General features: G+C 70.9%; 19 protein-coding genes and 1 tRNA gene. 8 read left to right on the top strand and 12 right to left on the bottom strand.

Annotated elements, in window-relative coordinates:
- Positions 1-10 precede the first annotated feature (10 nt).
- Positions 11-214, top strand: coding sequence for a hypothetical protein (locus ACH4UK_RS35665; protein WP_073740733.1), 204 nt, complete (start codon positions 11-13; stop codon positions 212-214).
- 59 nt (positions 215-273) lie between these two features.
- Here the strand turns inward: ACH4UK_RS35665 and ACH4UK_RS35660 are convergent, their stop codons facing one another.
- The 3 genes from ACH4UK_RS35660 to nth all read right to left on the bottom strand — a co-directional run bounded on the left by ACH4UK_RS35660 (position 274) and on the right by nth (position 3,184).
- Positions 274-1,479 (bottom strand): MarP family serine protease, encoded by a 1,206-nt coding sequence (locus tag ACH4UK_RS35660; protein WP_398363205.1) that lies wholly within the window; start codon positions 1,477-1,479, stop codon positions 274-276.
- A 91-nt stretch (positions 1,480-1,570) separates the two neighbouring features.
- Positions 1,571-2,332 (bottom strand): NUDIX hydrolase, encoded by a 762-nt coding sequence (locus ACH4UK_RS35655; RefSeq protein WP_398363203.1) that lies wholly within the window; start codon positions 2,330-2,332, stop codon positions 1,571-1,573.
- 105 nt (positions 2,333-2,437) lie between these two features.
- Complete coding sequence (gene nth, locus ACH4UK_RS35650) at positions 2,438-3,184, bottom strand: endonuclease III (RefSeq protein ID WP_398363267.1); 747 nt, start codon at positions 3,182-3,184, stop codon at positions 2,438-2,440.
- Positions 3,185-3,692: 508 nt separating this feature from the next.
- On the opposite strand from nth, the gene ACH4UK_RS35645 reads away from it, so the two are divergent.
- Entirely contained in the window at positions 3,693-4,367 is a 675-nt protein-coding gene (locus ACH4UK_RS35645) for a Crp/Fnr family transcriptional regulator (RefSeq protein WP_003967450.1), read from the top strand.
- A gap of 116 nt (positions 4,368-4,483) precedes the next feature.
- On the opposite strand, the gene ACH4UK_RS35640 is transcribed toward ACH4UK_RS35645, so the two are convergent.
- The 4 genes from ACH4UK_RS35640 to ACH4UK_RS35625 all read right to left on the bottom strand — a co-directional run bounded on the left by ACH4UK_RS35640 (position 4,484) and on the right by ACH4UK_RS35625 (position 7,005).
- Positions 4,484-5,320, bottom strand: coding sequence for an MBL fold metallo-hydrolase (locus tag ACH4UK_RS35640; protein ID WP_398363200.1), 837 nt, complete (start codon positions 5,318-5,320; stop codon positions 4,484-4,486).
- Positions 5,317-6,210: an NUDIX hydrolase gene (locus ACH4UK_RS35635; RefSeq protein WP_398363198.1), complete on the bottom strand. Its 894-nt coding sequence runs from the start codon at positions 6,208-6,210 to the stop codon at positions 5,317-5,319. The genes ACH4UK_RS35640 and ACH4UK_RS35635 overlap by 4 nt, the downstream gene beginning before the upstream one ends.
- Before the next feature lie 166 nt (positions 6,211-6,376).
- Positions 6,377-6,847 carry an Atu1372/SO_1960 family protein gene (locus ACH4UK_RS35630; protein WP_391189308.1) on the bottom strand — a complete coding sequence of 157 codons (471 nt, stop codon included), beginning with the start codon at positions 6,845-6,847 and terminating at the stop codon, positions 6,377-6,379.
- Positions 6,847-7,005: a DUF4177 domain-containing protein gene (locus ACH4UK_RS35625; RefSeq protein WP_003967454.1), complete on the bottom strand. Its 159-nt coding sequence runs from the start codon at positions 7,003-7,005 to the stop codon at positions 6,847-6,849. The genes ACH4UK_RS35630 and ACH4UK_RS35625 overlap by 1 nt, the downstream gene beginning before the upstream one ends.
- A 72-nt stretch (positions 7,006-7,077) precedes the next feature.
- On the opposite strand from ACH4UK_RS35625, the gene ACH4UK_RS35620 reads away from it, so the two are divergent.
- Positions 7,078-8,052, top strand: coding sequence for an ArsA family ATPase (locus ACH4UK_RS35620; RefSeq protein WP_398363196.1), 975 nt, complete (start codon positions 7,078-7,080; stop codon positions 8,050-8,052).
- Complete coding sequence (locus ACH4UK_RS35615) at positions 8,049-9,491, top strand: ArsA family ATPase (protein ID WP_398363194.1); 1,443 nt, start codon at positions 8,049-8,051, stop codon at positions 9,489-9,491. Before ACH4UK_RS35620 ends, ACH4UK_RS35615 begins: the two co-directional genes overlap by 4 nt.
- A 162-nt stretch (positions 9,492-9,653) precedes the next feature.
- On the opposite strand, the gene ACH4UK_RS35610 is transcribed toward ACH4UK_RS35615, so the two are convergent.
- Positions 9,654-10,004 (bottom strand): WhiB family transcriptional regulator, encoded by a 351-nt coding sequence (locus ACH4UK_RS35610; RefSeq protein ID WP_006126397.1) that lies wholly within the window; start codon positions 10,002-10,004, stop codon positions 9,654-9,656.
- 603 nt (positions 10,005-10,607) lie between these two features.
- Between ACH4UK_RS35610 and ACH4UK_RS35605 the strand changes: the two genes are divergently transcribed.
- Positions 10,608-12,857 (top strand): transglycosylase domain-containing protein, encoded by a 2,250-nt coding sequence (locus tag ACH4UK_RS35605; RefSeq protein WP_398363192.1) that lies wholly within the window; start codon positions 10,608-10,610, stop codon positions 12,855-12,857.
- Positions 12,858-12,947: 90 nt separating this feature from the next.
- On the opposite strand, the gene ACH4UK_RS35600 is transcribed toward ACH4UK_RS35605, so the two are convergent.
- On the bottom strand, positions 12,948-13,412 hold the full coding sequence (locus tag ACH4UK_RS35600) for a GatB/YqeY domain-containing protein (protein WP_398363190.1): 465 nt from the start codon (positions 13,410-13,412) through the stop codon (positions 12,948-12,950).
- Positions 13,413-13,491: 79 nt separating this feature from the next.
- On the opposite strand from ACH4UK_RS35600, the gene ACH4UK_RS35595 reads away from it, so the two are divergent.
- From ACH4UK_RS35595 to ACH4UK_RS35585, 3 genes are all read left to right on the top strand, one after another.
- Positions 13,492-14,430 carry a metallophosphoesterase gene (locus ACH4UK_RS35595; protein WP_398363188.1) on the top strand — a complete coding sequence of 313 codons (939 nt, stop codon included), beginning with the start codon at positions 13,492-13,494 and terminating at the stop codon, positions 14,428-14,430.
- A gap of 90 nt (positions 14,431-14,520) precedes the next feature.
- Positions 14,521-15,279, top strand: coding sequence for a Pr6Pr family membrane protein (locus ACH4UK_RS35590; protein WP_398363187.1), 759 nt, complete (start codon positions 14,521-14,523; stop codon positions 15,277-15,279).
- Between the two features lie 28 nt (positions 15,280-15,307).
- Positions 15,308-15,381, top strand: a tRNA-Pro gene (locus ACH4UK_RS35585).
- Positions 15,382-15,458: 77 nt separating this feature from the next.
- Here the strand turns inward: ACH4UK_RS35585 and xerC are convergent.
- From xerC to repSA, 3 genes are read right to left on the bottom strand one after another with little or no spacing between them, the layout of a single operon-like run.
- Positions 15,459-16,646, bottom strand: a complete 1,188-nt coding sequence (xerC, locus tag ACH4UK_RS35580) for a tyrosine recombinase XerC (RefSeq protein WP_398363185.1) — start codon at positions 16,644-16,646, stop codon at positions 15,459-15,461.
- Positions 16,643-16,861: a helix-turn-helix domain-containing protein gene (locus tag ACH4UK_RS35575; RefSeq protein WP_398363183.1), complete on the bottom strand. Its 219-nt coding sequence runs from the start codon at positions 16,859-16,861 to the stop codon at positions 16,643-16,645. The genes xerC and ACH4UK_RS35575 overlap by 4 nt, the downstream gene beginning before the upstream one ends.
- Positions 16,858-18,258, bottom strand: coding sequence for a replication initiator protein RepSA (gene repSA, locus ACH4UK_RS35570; protein ID WP_398363182.1), 1,401 nt, complete (start codon positions 18,256-18,258; stop codon positions 16,858-16,860). Before repSA ends, ACH4UK_RS35575 begins: the two co-directional genes overlap by 4 nt.
- Positions 18,259-18,260: the final 2 nt, after the last annotated feature.

Below are 18,260 nucleotides of genomic sequence, written 5' to 3'. Positions count from 1 at the left end.
AGGTCGGGGTATGGGCTGGACGCACGACTTCACTGACGAAGCACGCAACCGCCGCTCCACCGCGTCAGCCGGTGTGAGCACTCATGAGGGGGGCGGCCCCCGTGGCCGGGTGCACGATGTGCATGACCTTCACCGTTCCCGGCTCGGGATTCCGCGCATCCTCCGTCGTCGGGCCCGCTGGGTTTCGGCGCGGCTCCGCCATCCCCGTAACTGATCACCTGACGACTCCGTCGGAGGACGTCCGGCGCTGATTCGCCGGACGCCCCCACGGGCCTAGAGGGCGCAGCCCTGGCTGTCGACCTGCTGGTTGGCCGTGCGGCCGATCTCGATGTCCTCGCGGATCTCGTCGGCCGTCAGCGCGTAGCCGGTGTCCGGGTCGTCGAGCGACTTGGCGAACACCACTCCGTACACCTTTCCGTCCGGAGTGAGCAGCGGGCCGCCCGAGTTGCCCTGGCGCACCGTCGCGTAGAGCGAGTACACATCGCGGCGCACCGTGCCCCGGTGGTAGATGTCCGGGCCGTCGGGGTTGATACGGGCGCGGACGCGGGCCGAGCGCACGTCGTACGCGCCGTTCTCGGGGAAGCCCGCGACGATCGCGCTGTCGCCGGTGCCCGCGTCGTCGTCCGGGCCGGTGAACTGCAGCGGCCTGGCCCGGAGATCGGGGACGTCCAGGACCGCGATGTCGCGCTGCCAGTCGTAGAGGACGACCTTCGCGTCGTACAGCCGGCCCTCGCCGCCGATCTGGACGGTGGGCTCCTCCACGCCACCGACCACATGGGCGTTGGTCATCACCCGGCGCTCGGAGAAGACGAAGCCGGTCCCCTCCAGGACCTTGCCGCAGCTCGGGGCCGTCCCCACGACCTTGACGATCGACTTCTTGGCACGGGCGGCCACCGGACTGCCCACCAGGGCCGGGTCCGGGGCCTTGACCTCGGTGATCGGTTCGTTGGCGAACGGGCTGAAGACCTGCGGGAAGCCGTTCTGCGCGAGGACGGAGGAGAAGTCCTGGAACCAGCTGGGCGCCTGCTCGGGCATCACCCGGTCGACCCCGAGCAGGACCGAGGAGGTGCGGACCTCCTTGCCGAGGGTCGGCAGCGAAGTGCCCGCCAGCAGCAGGCCGATCATCCAGGCCACCAGCAGCATGGCCACCACGTTGACCAGGGCGCCGCCGGTGGCGTCCAGGGCGCGCGCGGGCGACCACGTGATGTACCGGCGGAGTTTGTTGCCGAGGTGGGTGGTGAAGGCCTGGCCGATCGAGGCGCAGACGATCACGATGACGACGGCACCGATGGCGACCGCGGTGGACACCTCGGCGTCCTCGGTCACCCGGTCCCAGATGACCGGCAGCACATAGACGGCGACGAGGCCGCCGCCCAGGAAGCCGATCACCGACAGGATGCCGACGACGAAACCCTGGCGGTAGCCGATGACCGCGAACCACACGGCGGCGAGCAGCAGCAGGATGTCGAGCACGTTCACCGTCTATAGCCTCGCAGTTTCGTCACCTGGCCCGTCGGTGGTGACGGGGTCCGGGCCGGTCCCGGGGCAGCGCAGCAGGACGGCAAGCGTGTCATGCGCGCCAGTCGAGCGGCACCTGCCTGGCCCTGTCCCAGGGGCGTTCCCATCCCGCGTAGTGCACAATCCGGTCGATCACTCCGGCCGTGAAGCCCCAGACCAGGGCCGATTCGACCAGGAATGCCGGGCCGCTGTGCCCGCTCGGGTGGACGGCCGTGGCCCGGTTGGCGGGATCCGTGAGATCCGCCACGGGCACCGTGAAGACCCGGGCCGTCTCGGCCGGATCGACCACCCCGACCGGGCTGGGCGCGCGCCACCAGCCGAGCACGGGCGTCACGACGAAGCTGCTGACCGGGATGTAGAGCCGGGGCAGCACGCCGAAGAGCTGTACGCCCCGGGGGTCGAGGCCGGTCTCCTCCTCCGCCTCGCGCAGCGCGGCCCGCAGGGGCCCCGTGGTGGCCTGGTCGCCGTCCTCGGGGTCCAGAGCGCCGCCCGGGAAGGACGGCTGCCCGGCGTGCGAGCGCAGCGTGCCGGAGCGCTCCATGAGCAGCAGCTCGGGCCCGCGCTCCCCCTCGCCGAACAGGATCAGGACGGCGGACTGCCGGCCCGCCCCGCTCTCGGGCGGCAGGAAGCGGCTGAGCTGCTGCGGCCGGACGCTGCGCGCGGCAGCGGCGACGGGGTCGAGCCACGCGGGCAGACCGTCCGTGGTGACGGCGACGGCCGGGTCAGGAGCACGGCCGTCGCCACCGCCGGGTCCCGGCCCCTCGGCGAGGTCGTTCCCGGCGTGCGCCGTGCCGTGTGTGTGCGTGTGCGTCATAGGCACCCCCGTCGATTCACAACGCCTGTCGTCGGCCATTTCGTTCCGAGCCGTTCCGTCCTGAGGGGTGAAAGTGAAGGGGTGCCGCGCGCGGGGGCTTCGCCCTCATCCGGCCCCCAGCGCGGGCGCGGGCTTTCCCGGGTAGTCGGCGGGCGGGCTGAGCCGCTGGCCCGGATAACCGCCCATCTCGTACTTCAGGAGCTTCCTGGCCTTCTCCGGGTCGGTCTCGCCCTCCCCGTACGCGGGGCAGAGCGGGGCGATGGGACAGGCCCCGCAGGCGGGCTTGCGGGCGTGGCAGATCCGGCGGCCGTGGAACACCACCCGGTGCGAGAGCATCGTCCACTCGCTCTTGGGGAAGATCCCTGCGACCACCGCCTCGACCTTCACCGGGTCCTCCTCGTCCGTCCACTTCCAGCGCCGCATCAGCCGCCCGAAGTGCGTGTCGACGGTGATGCCGGGGACCCCGAAGGCGTTGCCCAGAACCACGTTGGCGGTCTTGCGGCCGACGCCGGGCAGCTTCACGAGGTCCTCGAGACGCCCCGGGACCTCGCCGCCGAACTCGTCCCGGAGGGCGGCCGAGAGGCCGAGCAGCGACTTGGTCTTGGCCCGGAAGAACCCGGTCGGCCGGATGATCTCCTCCATCGCCTCCGGCACGGCCGCCGCCATGTCCTCGGGCGTGGGATAGGCGGCGAACAGCGCGGGGGTGGTCTGGTTGACCCTCAGGTCGGTGGTCTGGGCGGAGAGGACCGTGGCCACGAGGAGCTCGAAGGGGTTGCGGAAGTCCAGCTCGGGATGGGCGTACGGATAGATCTCGGCGAGCTCGCGATTGATCCGGCGCGCCCGGCGGACCATCGCGAGGTGCGACTCCGCTCGCGGCGCCCTGCGCGCCGACGCCTTGGCCGTGGCCCCCTCGGGAGCGACCGCCTTGCGCGCCGTCGCTGCCGTGGCCGTGGCTGCCTTGGCGGGTTTGCCGGGCGTTGACGATGACACTGCGGACCTCCTGGCCGACTTCCGGAGCGGGTTCCCCGGCTCTCCGGGGGAGCCGTGCGCGTCTTCGGGGGAGCCATTCGCGGCATTCTCCGGGCGCGGCCGAGGGTGTTCGCCCACAGCGGAATCGCCGCCCTTCCGTGCCCCGTCAGCCCCCTTGGCCTGCGCTCTCCCCGGCATTCTGGACACCCGGCCAGCCTAGAGCCAGGCACCGACAACCACCCCCGTCCCTGCGTATCCACCCCCGATCGGCCCCCTGCCGTAGGGTCCGGCACGCCCGTGCGTCAAACTGGTTTGTGATTGATCGCACTGTTTTACCGTCCGGCATGATGGGGACCACGGTTCCCTGAACAGGCCGACAAGGAGAGAACTCGTGGACGACGTTCTGCGGCGCGCCCCGCTTTTCGCGGCGCTCGATGATGAGCAGGCCGCGGAGCTCCGCGCCTCGATGAGTGAGGTGACCCTCGCGCGCGGAGACGCGCTGTTCCACGAGGGCGACCAGGGTGACCGCCTGTACGTGGTCACCGAGGGCAAGGTGAAGCTCCACCGCACCTCGCCCGACGGGCGCGAGAACATGCTGGCCGTGCTCGGCCCCGGCGAGCTGATCGGGGAGCTGTCGCTCTTCGACCCCGGCCCCCGTACGGCGACCGCCTCCGCGCTGACCGAGGTCAAGCTCCTCGGCCTCGGCCACGGCGACCTGCAGCCCTGGCTGAACGCCCGGCCCGAGGTGGCCACCGCGCTGCTGCGCGCGGTCGCCCGGCGGCTCCGCAAGACCAACGACCAGATGTCCGACCTGGTCTTCTCCGACGTGCCGGGCCGGGTCGCCCGCGCCCTCCTGGACCTGTCGCGCCGCTTCGGCGTCCAGTCCGAGGAAGGCATCCACGTCGTGCACGACCTCACCCAGGAGGAGCTGGCCCAGCTGGTCGGCGCCTCCCGCGAGACGGTCAACAAGGCGCTCGCGGACTTCGCGGGCCGCGGCTGGCTGCGCCTGGAGGCCCGTGCGGTGATCCTGCTGGACGTGGAGCGGCTGGCGAAGCGTTCGCGCTGACCCTCGCCCCCGTACGCGACGGACATGACCTGACGCGAAGGGCCCCGCCGACCGGAACACGTCCCAGGACGTCCGTCGGCGGGGCCCTTCGCGACGTACGGCCCCGGGGCCCCGGGTCAGCTCTGGATCAGCCCGTGCTCGGTCAGATACTCCAGCTGCGCCCGGACCGACAGCTCGGCGGCCGGCCACAGGGACCGGTCCACGTCGGCGTAGACCGTCGCCACCACCTCCGCCGGCGTGCGGTGCCCGGCCTCCACCGCCGTCTCCACCTGGGCGAGCCGGTGCGCGCGGTGGGCCAGGTAGAACTCCACCGCCCCCTGCGCGTCCTCCAGCACCGGACCGTGGCCCGGCAGCACCGTGTGGACGCCGTCGTCGACCGTCAGCGACCGCAGCCGCCTGAGCGAGTCCAGGTAGTCGCCGAGCCGCCCGTCCGGGTGCGCGACCATCGTCGTCCCCCGGCCGAGGATCGTGTCGCCCGTCAGCACCGCCCGGTCGGCGGGCAGATGGAACGAGAGCGAGTCCGCGGTGTGCCCCGGCGTCGGCACCACGCGCAGCTCCAGGCCGCCGGTGGTGATCACGTCGCCCGCCGCGAGGCCCTCGTCGCCCAGCCGCAGCGCCGCGTCCAGAGCCCGCACCTTCGTCCCCGTCAACTCCGCGAACCGGCCCGCGCCCTCCGCGTGGTCGGGGTGCCCATGGGTGAGCAGCGTGAGGCCCACGCGCCGCCCGGACCGCTCCACCGCCCCGATCACGGCCCGCAGGTGTACGTCGTCGAGCGGCCCGGGGTCGATGACGACCGCGAGCGCGGAGTCGGGCTCGGCCACGATCCAGGTGTTCGTGCCGTCGAGCGTCATCGCGGACGGGTTGGGCGCGAGGACGTTGACCGCACGGGCGGTCGCGGGCCCGGAGACCACGGCTCCGCGCGGCTGTCCGGGCAGTGCGGCTGCATCGCTCATGCGGCACCGCCTCCCGCGCCCGCCGTGGGCACGTGCTTGGTGAACTCGTCGTGCCCCGGCCAGCTCAGCACCAGCTCGTCGCCCTCCAGCCGGGCCTGCGCGAGCACCGGGGTCATGTCCTGCACATCAGCCGCCTCCAGGGCCTCGGCGGCCGTCCTGTACGGCGCGAGGGCCCGCAACGTGGTCACGGTGGGCGGCATCATCAGCAGCTCGCCCTGGTCGTAGCGGCGGGCCGCCTCGACGGGGGCGATCCACACCGTGCGGTCGGCCTCGGTGGAGACGTCCCGGGTGCGCTGCCCCTCGGGGAGCGCGGCGACGAAGAACCAGGTGTCGTACCGGCGCGGTTCGAACTCCGGGGTGATCCAGCGGGCCCAGGCGCCCAGCAGGTCCGAGCGCAGCACCAGGCCGCGCCGGTCCAGGAACTCCGCGAAGGACAGGTCCCGGGCGACCAGCGCCTCCCGGTCGGCCTCCCAGTCCGCCCCGGTCGTGTCGCCGACCACGGTCCCGGCGGTCGGCCCCGCGAGCAGGACGCCCGCCTCCTCGAACGTCTCGCGCACCGCCGCGCAGACGACGGCCTGCGCCTCGGTGACCGTCGCCACGCCGAGCCGGGCCGCCCAGTGCTCCAGCGGGGGCCCGGCCCACCCGATCAGCCGGTCGTCGTCGCGCGGATCCACTCCGCCACCCGGATAGGCGTACGCGCCCCCGGCAAAGGCCATCGAGGTCCGGCGGCGCAGCATGTGCACGAAGGGCCCGCCCGCCTCGGATCCGCCCGCGTCGCGGAGCAGCATCACCGTGGCGGCCCTCCGGGGCGTCACGGCCGTCAGCTCACCGGCGGCGAGGGCCCGGATCCGGTCGGGCCATTCCGGGGGGTACCACTGACCTTGGGACATGGCCGGAGGCTATCCGGAACCACGCCGATGTTCGAGAGGCACCGTGCTCCTCCGGACAGGCCGACATGCCCCGTACACACACGATCCCGCCCGGTCACGGGGACCGGGCGGGATCGGCACAGCGGTGTGCGCGGCACGCTCGACGCGCGGGAGGCGCGTGATCGGCTCAGGCCTCGACGAGCTCCACCTGGACCTCGACCTCGACCGGTGCGTCCAGCGGCAGCACGGCGACGCCCACGGCGCTGCGGGCGTGCACGCCCTTGTCGCCGAGGACCGCGCCCAGCAGCTCGCTGGCGCCGTTGATCACGGCGGGCTGTCCGGTGAAGTCGGAGGCCGAGGCGACGAAGCCCACGACCTTCACGACGCGCTTGATCCGGTCCAGGTCGCCGGCGACCGACTTCACGGCGGCCAGCGCGTTGAGCGCGCAGGTCTTCGCGAGCTCCTTCGCCTCGTCCGGCGTGACCTCGGCCCCGACCTTGCCGGTCACGGCGAGCTTGCCGTCCACCATCGGCAGTTGGCCCGAGGTGTACACGTACACCCCGGACTGCACGGCCGGCTGGTACGAGGCCAGCGGCGGCACGACGGCGGGCAGGGTCAGGCCGAGCTCGGCGAGCCGCGCCTCGACGGCGCCCGCCACTACGCCTTCTCCCGCTTCAGGTAGGCCACGAGCTGCTCGGGGTTGTTCGGGCCGGGAACGACCTGGACCAGCTCCCAGCCGTCCTCGCCCCAGGTGTCCAGAATCTGCTTGGTCGCGTGCACGAGAAGGGGCACGGTCGCGTATTCCCACTTGGTCATGGGCCCGACTGTAACGCCTGGCACGTACGGTCCCGTGCGTAGGCCGTGGCCGGACTGGTTAGGCTCGAATACGTGAGCAGGTTCCAGGTCGTCAGCGGCAAGGGCGGCACCGGTAAGACCACGGTCGCCGCCGCCCTCGCGCTCGCCCTCGCGACCGAGGGCAGGCGCACTCTCGTCGTCGAGGTCGAGGGCAGGCAGGGCATCGCCCAGCTCTTCGATTCCGACGCGCTCCCCTACGAGGAACGCAGGATCGCCGTCGCGCCGGGCGGCGGCGAGGTCTACGCGCTGGCGATCGACGCCGAACGCGCGCTCCTCGACTACCTCCAGATGTTCTACAAGCTCGGCAGCGCCGGCCGCGCCCTGAAGAAGCTCGGCGCGATCGACTTCGCCACCACCATCGCGCCCGGCGTCCGGGACGTCCTGCTGACCGGCAAGGCGTGCGAAGCCGTACGCCGCAAGGACAGGCAGGGCCGGTTCGTCTACGACCACGTGATCATGGACGCTCCGCCGACCGGCCGGATCACCCGCTTCCTGAACGTCAACGACGAGGTCGCCGGGCTGGCCAGGATCGGCCCCATACACAACCAGGCCCAGGCCGTGATGCGGGTCCTGAAGTCCCCGCAGACCGCGGTCCACCTGGTGACCCTCCTGGAGGAGATGCCGGTCCAGGAGACCGCGGACGGCATCGCCGAGCTGCGCGCCGCCGAACTTCCCGTGGGCCGCGTCTTCGTGAACATGGTCCGCCCGCATCTGCTGGACGAGGACGCCCTGCGCACCGCCGCGGGCGGCCGCCGCAAGGAGATCGCCAAGGCGCTGACCCGGGCCGGAGTCACCGGTTCCGCCGCCCTCGTACGCCCCCTGGTCGAGCAGGCGGCCGAGCACGCCGGGCGGGTCGGCCTGGAGCGGGAGCAGCGCGCGGCGCTGGCCTCGCTCGGCCTGCCGACGGCGGAGCTCCCGCTGATCGGCGACGGGGTGGACCTCGCCGCCCTGCACGACCTGGCCACGGAGCTCCGTAAACAGGGCGCGGGCGAAGAGGGGGACGCATGACAGCGGACACACGGGGCACGGAAGCGGCCGGTGCCCGGCTGGACACGGACGCGCTGCTGGACGATCCGGGCATCCGGATCATCGTGTGCTGCGGCTCTGGCGGGGTCGGCAAGACCACGACCGCCGCCGCCCTCGGTGTACGGGCCGCCGAGCGCGGCCGGAAGGTCGTCGTCCTCACCATCGACCCGGCCCGCCGGCTCGCCCAGTCCATGGGCATCGACCGGCTGGACAACGTCCCCCGGCGGGTCGACGGCATCGTCGGCGCGGGCGAACTGCACGCCATGATGCTCGACATGAAGCGGACCTTCGACGAGACCGTCGAGGCGCACGCGGACGCCGAGCGGGCCGAGGCGATCCTGGAGAACCCCTTCTACCAGTCCCTGTCGGCCGGGTTCGCCGGTACGCAGGAGTACATGGCGATGGAGAAGCTCGGGCAGCTGCGGGCGCGCGACGAGTGGGACCTGATCATCGTCGACACCCCTCCCTCGCGCTCCGCGCTGGACTTCCTGGACGCTCCGAAGCGGCTCGGGTCGTTCCTCGACGGGAAGTTCATCCGGCTGCTGATGGCGCCCGCGAAGGTGGGCGGCCGGGCCGGGATGAAGTTCCTCAATGTCGGCATGTCGATGATGAGCGGAACGCTGGGCAAGTTGCTCGGCGGACAGTTCCTGCGGGACGTCCAGACGTTCGTCGGCGCGATGGACACCATGTTCGGCGGCTTCCGCAGCCGCGCGGACGCCACGTACAAGCTCCTCCAGGCGCCCGGCACGGCGTTCCTCGTGGTCGCGACCCCGGAACGGGACGCGCTGCGCGAGGCCGCCTATTTCGTGGAGCGGCTGGCCGCCGAGGAGATGCCGCTGGCCGGTCTCGTCCTCAACCGCGTGCACGACAGCGAGGCCTCGCGGCTCTCCGCCGAGCAGGCGCTGACGGCCGCAGAAAATCTTGACGACGCCCGCATTGTGGATCAGAGGGCCGGGAAAGCTGGCCTTGGTGACCAAGAAGCCCCCGACCCGGCGGTCACCGCTCCCGGAACGACCGAGCCGCCCCTCTCCCCCGAGGCCGGGCAGGCGTCCGGCCCCGCGACCACAGCCGAGCACCAGGACACGACGGAGAACGAGCCGCCCCACGAGAGCATCGCGACATCCGCGAACACCCCTGCCGACGCGGCCACCGACACGACCGATGTCACCGACGTCACCCATGCCACCGACGCCATCGGCGTCGAGGAACTGACAGCGGGTCTGCTGCGTCTGCACGCCGAGCGCATGCAGGTGGTAGCCCGCGAGCACCGCACCCGCGACCTCTTCACCGCGCTCCACCCCGAGGTGCCGGTCACGGCCGTGGCGGCGCTGCCCGGGGACGTACACGACCTGGACGGCCTCCGGGCCATCGGCGACCGCCTCGCGGACGGTTCCGCCCCGGCGCCGGCCGGAGCGGCGTAGAGACCCTCCGGAGCGACGGCGTCCCGGCCCGGCTACTGCCGGTGCCGACCGGGTCGGCCGAGCGACCGCAGGCGCCGACCGGGCGACGGCACCCCGGCCCGGCGACGCACGGGCCTCGGCGTAGCGCCCGTATGCACCGGACCTGCTCCGTCCTGCCCGCGCCTACCCCACAGCGGCGTACGTCTCGTGCAGCTCCTCGTCCTCCAGCCCGATGACTCCGGGCAGAATGCCGGTGGACCGCTCGTATTCGCTGCGCGCGGTCTCCAGCAGTCGGCGCCAGGACGTGACGGTCGGCCGGCGGCGCAGCAGTGCGCGGCGCTCCCGCTCCGTCATTCCGCCCCACACGCCGAATTCGACGCGATTGTCCAGCGCATCGGCCAGGCACTCGGTCCGCACCGGGCATCCGGTGCACACCGCCTTGGCTCTGTTCTGCGCTGCCCCTTGTACGAACAGTTCATCCGGATCGGTAGTGCGGCAGGCTGCCTGCGCACTCCAGTCGGTTACCCAGCCCATGCCGGCGCCGTCCTCTCCCGAATCGAGGCTCCCCCACGGCGGTAGCGGCATATTCACCGCTGCCAGTTGAGGACGTTACGGAAGGTGGGGACAGCACAACACCCCCTTCGGGCCCAATCTTGAATGGTCCGAACGGACTATGCGTATGCGGCAGATCACCCAGGGGAGTGAGCGGAGGACATGCGCGACTATCTCCATGAAAAGGGGACAGTGCACTCAAGTTGCAAAGGACTTCTCGCGACATACAGGGCGATTTCGGGAGCGCCCCGATGTGTGCGTGAAGGGCAATGCGGTTACTCATCGGCCGGGTGAAGAATGACCAGAAGATGCGCATGGAGCAGCAAGGGGCTTGATACGGAACCGGACTGCTGTGACAGTTGAGAACAGCTTAGGCCAAGGCCTGTCCGCCTGTCCGGCGAATGAGAACGTAGCCGCCCCGCGTCCGCGTACCCGCGCCGCAGGGCCCCGGCACGCTCTCGCCCGGTGCCCCGGGGCACTCCCGACGGACAGCCGGCCCGCCCGGATGTCACGGTCCGGTACGCGAACGCTCCGAGAGACCCCTGCTCCTACGACACGTTCATCACTACGGATTAGGCTGCCCCCATGCCAAAGAAGCGCTCGGGAGGCGGCGGTCTCACCACGACCCAGCAGGCCGCCAAGTTCGTCGGTGTCGCCGCGCTCTCCGGAGCTGTCCTGGCAGGCATCGCGCTGCCCGCGGCCGGAGCGCTGGGGCTCGCCGCGAAGGGGACGGTCGAAGGGTTCGACGAGATCCCCTCCAACCTCAAGACTCCGCCGCTCAGTCAGCGGACCACGATCCAGGACCGCGACGGCGGCACCATCGCGACGGTGTACTCCCGCGACCGCACGGTCGTCCCGCTCAAGGACATCTCGCCGTACATGCAGGACGCGATCATCGCGATCGAGGACTCCCGCTTCTACGAGCACGGCGCGGTCGACCTCAAGGGCATCCTTCGCGCGATGAACCGCAACGTGCAGGCGGGCGGGGCCGCGCAGGGCGCGTCGACCCTGACCCAGCAGTACGTGAAGAACGTCTTCGTCGAGGAGGCGGGCGACGACCCGGAGAAGGTCGCGGAGGCCACCCAGCAGACGCTCGGCCGGAAGGTTCGCGAGCTGAAGTACGCGATCCAGGTCGAGGAGGAGCTGGGCAAGAAGAAGATCCTGGAGAACTACCTCAACATCACGTTCTTCGGGCAGCAGGCGTACGGCATCGAGGCCGCGTCCCAGCGCTACTTCTCCAAGCACGCCAAGGACCTCAAGGTGGAGGAGGCCGCGCTGCTCGCCGGCATCGTCCAGTCGCCGAGCCGCTACGACCCGGTCAACGACACCGAGGAAGCGACCAAGCGCCGCAACACCGTGCTGGCGCGGATGGCAGCGGTCAAGAGCATCTCGCGGGCCGAGGCCGAGAAGGCCATGGACACCCCCATCAAGCTGATGGTCTCCCGGCCGAAGAACGGCTGCATCACCGCGGTCAGCGGCTCCGGCTTCTTCTGCGACTACGTCCGCAAGACGATCCTCACCGACCCCGCCTTCGGCAAGACCGACGAGGACCGGGCCAAGCTCTGGAACCTCGGCGGTCTGACCATCCGGACCACGCTGGACCCGCGCGCCCAGAAGGCCGCCAACGAGGCCGCCACCGCGAAGGTCAACAAGGACGACAAGTTCGCGGCGTCCGTGGTGCAGGTCCAGCCGGGCAGCGGCAAGATCCTCTCCATGGGCCAGTCCCGCCCGTACGGCCTGGACCAGAAGCAGAACGAGACCGTGCTGAACCTCGCCGTCAACAACAAGATGGGCGGCAGCACGTACGGCTTCCAGGTCGGCTCGACGTTCAAGCCGTTCACCGCGGCCGCGGCGCTGGAGAAGGGCATCAGCCCGGCGACGACGTTCTCGACGGACTGGAAGATGACGCTGAAGGAGCGGGACTTCCGCAACTGCACCGGCTCTCCGGCCGGTTACGCGGACTGGCCCCTGCAGAACGAGCTGGAGTCCGAAAAGGGCACCTGGGACATGACGAGCGCGCTCGGCAAGTCCATCAACACCTACTTCGCGCTGCTGGAGCAGAAGGCCGGCCTCTGCGAGACCGTGGAGATGGCCAAGAAGGTCGGCTACGAGCGCGGCGACGGCAAGAAGGTCGACGAGTACCCCTCGATCACCCTCGGCGGCGAGGTCAGCACCCCGCTCTCCATGGCCGGCGCCTACGCCGCGTTCGCCAACCGGGGCACCTACTGCACGCCGATCGCCATCGAGTCCATCAAGGACCCGCAGGACAAGAAGATCGCCGTACCGAAGACGTCCTGCTCGCGGGCGATGAGCGAGAAGACCGCGGACACGATCAACCAGATGCTCAAGGGCGTCGTGGAGGACGGCACCGGTACGCAGGCCGGACTCAGCGACCGGGACAACGCGGGCAAGACCGGTACGACCAACGACCGCAAGGACGCCTGGTTCGTCGGGTACACGCCGAACCTCTCCACCGCGGTGTGGGTCGGCGACGACGTCGGCGAGAAGAGCTCGATGTTCGGCGTCACCATCGGCGGCCAGTACTACGACAAGGTCTGCGGCGGCTGTCTGCCCGGTCCGATCTGGCGCATCGCGATGACCGGAGCCCTGGACGCGGCCGAGACTCCCGGGTTCAGCCCGGTCGCCGTCCCCCGGGGCAAGGAGAAGAAGGACAAGGACAAGGAGAAGGGCGACCGGGACCGCGACCGCGGCGACGAGGACCGCGAGGACGGCAAGCCCGGCGGCAACAAGCCGTTCCCCGGCATCGAGCTCCCGGACGGTGTGATCGGCGGTGGCGGCGGGCGAGGCCAGGACGGCGGCCAGAACGGCCCCTGACCCGCACCGGCACGCACAGCGGAAGAGGGTGGGCGCCCGGTCCAGGACCGGGCGCCCACCCTCTTCCTCGCTTCACCCCACCTGCGTGCCTCAGCCGGCGAGGAGCTTCTTCACCGCGGCGGCGACGCGGCCGCCCTCGGCGAGCCCGGCGACCTTCGGGTTGACGATCTTCATGACGGCGCCCATCGCGCGCGGCCCCTCGGCCCCGGCGGCCTTCGCCTCCTCGACGGCGGACCCCACGATCGCGTTCAGCTCGTCGTCGGAGAGCTGCTTGGGCAGGTAGCCGTCGAGCAGCTCGCCCTCCGCCTTCTCCCGCTCCGCCTGCTCGGCCCGGCCGCCCTGGGCGAAGGCCTCGGCCGCCTCACGGCGCTTCTTCGCCTCCTTGGCGATCACCTTCTGCACCTCGTCGTCGGAGAGCTCGCGCGCCGACTTGCCGCTGACCTCTTCCTTGGTGATCGCGGTGAGGGTGAGCCGAAGGGTCGACGAGGTCAGCTCGTCGCGCGCCTTCATGGCCGTGTGGAGGTCTTCCTTGAGCTTGGACTTGAGCGTGGTCATGCCGCGATTGTGACAGGTGCGGGGCCTGGGCCGCCCACCGGTTTTCCGGTCACGGCGCCGCTTCTGCGACGATGGGCACATGCGCGCACGCTACGGAGTACCCCTGAAAGTCACGGCAGTCGGCGCGGCGGTCGGCGCCGCCGGACTCGCCTACGCCGCCGGGTTCGAGGCCCGCTCGTTCCGCCTGCGGCGGGTCACCGTTCCCGTACTCCCGCACGGGGCGCGCCCGTTGCGCGTGCTCCAGGTCTCCGACATCCACATGGTGCGCGGCCAGCGCAAGAAGCGCGCCTGGCTCCAGTCGCTCGCCGGGCTGCGCCCCGACTTCGTCGTGAACACCGGCGACAACCTCTCGGACCCGGAGGCCGTGCCCGAGGTGCTCGACGCGCTCGGCCCGCTGATGGAGTTCCCCGGGGTGTACGTCTTCGGCTCCAACGACTACTACGGCCCCAAGCTCCGCAACCCGGCGCGCTACCTCCTGGAGAAGGCCCGCGGCAACCACGGCCTCAACGGCAACGCCCCCGCGGTCGGCGTCGTCCACAACCCGTGGGAGCCGATGCGCGACGCCTTCGACGAGGCGGGCTGGCTGGACCTGTCGAACACCCGGGGCCGGCTCAAGCTCGACGACCTGGAGCTGGCGTTCACCGGCCTGGACGACCCGCACATCAGGCGGGACCGCTACGCCGAGGTCCAGGGCGGCCCCACGAGCGACGCCGACCTCTCCATCGGCGTGGTCCACGCCCCGTACCTGCGCTCCCTGGACGCCTTCACCGCCGACGGCTACCCCCTGATCCTGGCGGGCCACACACACGGCGGCCAGCTGTGCATCCCGTTCTACGGCGCCCTGGTCACCAACTGCGACCTGGACACCGACCGGGTCAAGGGCCTCTCCAGCCACACGGTCGGCGACCGACGCGCCTACCTCCACGTCTCCGCAGGCTGCGGCACCAACCGCTACACCCCGGTCCGCTTCGCCTGCCCGCCTGAGGTCACCCTGCTGACGCTGACACCGAAGGCCTGAGCCGGGGGGGGGGAGCAGAGGAGCGGGGGCCCGGCAGCGGCACTGGGCGACGAATCGCGGGGGTCTTCCCACCCGCTTACGGTACGAATCATGACCGCGCCCCGGACCACCCTGCTCCCCCGCCCCCGGGCGGCAGAGGCGCTTCCGGACCCCGTCAGATCCCGTCGCCCCTGGGCCGCGGCCCTGCGCACACCGGCCTGCGGGGCGGCGGCCGCGGGCCCGCTCATCACGGTGCTGACCGGGAACCCGCTGACGGCCTTGGTCCACTTCACGGTCCTGGCGAACCTGCTGGTCGCGGGGGCTTTCGGCTGGTCGGCGGTACGTTGCTGGCGGGGCAGCCCGCCGCTCTCGCCGCGCCTGACGGGCGGGGTGCTCCTGCTCGCCGCGATCACCGGGCTGATGCACCACCTGGTGCTGGTGAACTACGGCGGCCACCCGGCGAGCGCCCCGGACACGGACCCCGCCTGGTCCGCCACCGCGAGCCTCCTGCTCCACACGGTGACCCCGGCGGCCGTCGCGGCGGACTGGCTCCTGCTGACGGCACCCCGGACCCTGCGCCTGGCCCACATCCCGCTGTGGCTGTCGGCCCCCCTGGCCTACCTCGCCCTCATCCTGACCCGCGGAGCCCTGCTCTCCCCCGGTTCCCCGGACCGCTACCCGTACCCGTTCCTCGATGTCGACACCTACGGCTACGCCGGAGCCCTCACCCAGGCCCTCGCCCTGGGCCTCCTCTTCGCGGCCCTGGGCGCCCTGATCACCGCCGTGGACCACCTCCGGCCGAACGTGACGAGGTGGTTCCCGCCCGGGAGAAACCGGATTTCGCCTCCGGCCGCCGGTGGGCTAAAGTAATCGATGTCGCCGGGAGTCCGGTGGACATCGGGGTGTAGCGCAGCTTGGCAGCGCGCTTCGTTCGGGACGAAGAGGTCGTGGGTTCAAATCCCGCCACCCCGACAGCTAAGTAGCAGGTCAGAGGGCCGGTACTGTTTTCAGTACCGGCCCTCTGGCGTTGTGCGTGTCTATCTGCGTGACTACCGCTCCGGAGGCGCAGGAGTGCCGAAGATGCCGTCCATGGCCGTCGCGCCGGTCTGGATCACCGGGCGGATCTGCTTCCGGTAGACCTCCTCCGTGACGGCTGTGCTGGAGTGGCCCACCAGCCGGGAGATCTCTTCGAGCGGGATGCCTCGGTCGGACAGGATCGAGACGAACGACGTCCGGGTTTCCCGGGTGGTCCACTCGTGGGGCTTGAGGTCGACGCCCGGCATCTGCGCGGCCCCAGCCAGGACCTTGCGGAACTCTCGCCGGACGTTCGCCGCGTCCAGCTCCGTGCCGACCGCCGAAGTGAAGACGAGCCCCGATTCCTGCCACTGATCACCAGCCGCGACACGCTGCCAGCCCTGACGCTCACGCTGGACCTTGAGCGCGTCGACGGCCCGACCCGGCAGCGCGAGCGTACGGCGGGACTTCCTCGTCTTGGTGTCACCGGAGCTGCGGACCGAGCGCCAAACGGCGATGTGCGGCGGGATCTCCGGAGTGACGGTCGGATCTCCGTCGAGGTCGACATGATCCCAGCACAACGGACGCATCTCCTCGGTACGGCCACCGGTGAGGAGCGAGACCACGACGTACGCGTAGAGCGGTGAGTCCTCTGCAGCCACGAGCACGGCGTCTGCCTGCTTGAGCGTGAGCGACTTGGACGGCCGACCAGGACGGCCGGCGGGGACCGAGCACAGCTCAACGACGTTGCGCTTCACCTTGTCCCGGGCCATGGCTCGCTTGACCGCACGGTTGAGGCACGACCGGATGGCTTCCAGCGATCGCGTGCTGAGCACCTTGGCCTTGTCCGCAAGCCACCTGTCGACGTCATCAGCGCTCAGGTCCCGGAGTTTTCGAGCGCCCAGGGAAGGAATCACATGGGTGTTGCAGAGGGTCGTGTTCGTCTCGACGGTCGACTTGTCGCGGCCCGAGAGCCCGTACGCAAGCCAATCCGTCACCGCATCCCTGACGGTGTAACCCGTTGGCGCGATGGCAAGGCCATCCTCGAAGTCCCGCAGCACCTCTTTCAACTTAGCCTTGGCCGCGGTCTTAGTCGTGCCGCTCGCCCGCTTCACGATCCGTTTGCCGCTGGGGTCATAGCCGAGGCTGGCCGTGGCAATCCATCGTTGCCGCTTCTCATCCCAGTGCAGACCACCATCACCACGACTACGCCGCTTAGTCACTGCTCAGCCCCAGCTTCCCGCTCCAGCAGCGCAACGTAGTCAGTGATGGCGGAAGCCGGAACGAGGCGGGTCCGCCCTTCCTTGACGGTCCGGAGACGACCAGCACGGATCAAGTCGTAGACGACGCTTCGGCTCAGCCCCAGCACCCTCACAGCGTCGGGAACGCGGTACAGGGCCGGAAGGATCGCCGGTCCCCCAATGTCGAGTACGGTCACAATTCCTCCTCAGCGCTCAGCAGTTCGGCGCGGTGTTCGCGGGCGGTTTCGCGGTTGTGTTGGATGTCGCGGTGGATGTTGGCGGCGAGCCAGGATTCGCCGGGGGTGTGGCCGTGTCCGGCGTAGGCCCAGTGCGCGAGCGTGAGCGTGGTGGCCTCCGGATGGTCATCCGGATCGGGAAGTCCGAGGGCGGCGCGTTGCTCGGCGGCGCGGTAGTCGGCACGGACCTGGCGGAGGGCCCCGAGGGTCGTGGAGTAGGCGCGGGACTTGGTGGAGAAGTGGCCCCGGAAGCCGAGCATGTGGGCCCAGTCGCGGAGCTTGCGTTCCGGGTAGGCGTGGTGCAGGTCCAGGCACGCTTCGATCAGCCGCCGCGGGTGCTCGGGAACGTCGAGGAGGACGAGCGCTTCCTTGTTGCCGATCCGGTGGTCGACGGTGCCGGTGGTCTCGGCGGCTTTGGTGGCGTACTTGGCGACGTAGGAGGCGACCGCCTGTTCGGTGAGGTCCTCACCGTTGCCGAACGCCCCGATGGGCTGCACATCGAGCTGCGTGCCCCACCGCAGCGTCCACCCCTGGGTGATCCCCGCTTCCGGAACGGCCGGCACAACCACTTCGACCCGTGCGGCGGCGGCGCGGATCGCGTCGTCCAGAAGGCCGAGGGTGGCCCAGGCCGGGGGCGAGGTGTCCGGCCCGTCGGGTCCGTCGAAGCGGATGACCGCGTGGAAGTGCACGGCCCCGCGCTTCTGGTACTCCGCCACCTTCCCGAAAGACACCTTGGACTGTTCGCGGGCCGCTTTCTGGGTGAGTCCCGCTCGCTTGGCGATCTCGCGGCGGAGGTAGATCGTGAAGTAGCGCCAGAGGTCGGAGGCGTGGTTGTTCCACAGCACCGCCCCCGCGTAGTCATACGTCTCCGGATCGAGCGGCGTGCCCAACTCCGGGGCGTCCTCAGAGTGCCGGGTCCCGCAGCGGCAGGTGCGGTTGCCGGGCCGGTTGTGGACCGGGCCGAACGAGGGGGCCGTCAGGGTGGCGAAGACCCGGGGGTGATCCCGGATCGTGGTCGGGGTGCCCTTGTCGGGGTCGCCGGTGAGTCCGGCGCGGATGAGGTGATAGGTGTCGCCTGCGTAGGTCCAGGCGCAGGCGGGGCAGCGGGAGGCGCGGCGGTTGCCGCAGGCAATCCGTAACCGGCCGCCGGGCTCGGTGTCGGTCGAGTAGTGGTGGAGCAGGGTGCCGGTGGTGCGGTCGGTGGTCTTGGTTGCTCCGGTGAGGTGGATGGGCTGGGAGCAGCCTCCGGTGCGGCGGAGTTGTTCGGTGAGGCGGTCGAAGCCGGGAGACCCGGCCACCCGGAGCAGATCGCCCAGGGTGGCCGGGTCCAGGCCCGCCGCGGTGGCAGCGGTGGTCATGG

This window comes from Streptomyces sp. NPDC020884, from assembly GCF_044333935.1.
Classification (GTDB): Bacteria; Actinomycetota; Actinomycetes; order Streptomycetales; family Streptomycetaceae; genus Streptomyces.
The sequence above is the reverse complement of the archived record's forward strand: the minus strand, read 5'-3'. Positions and strand labels throughout refer to the sequence as shown.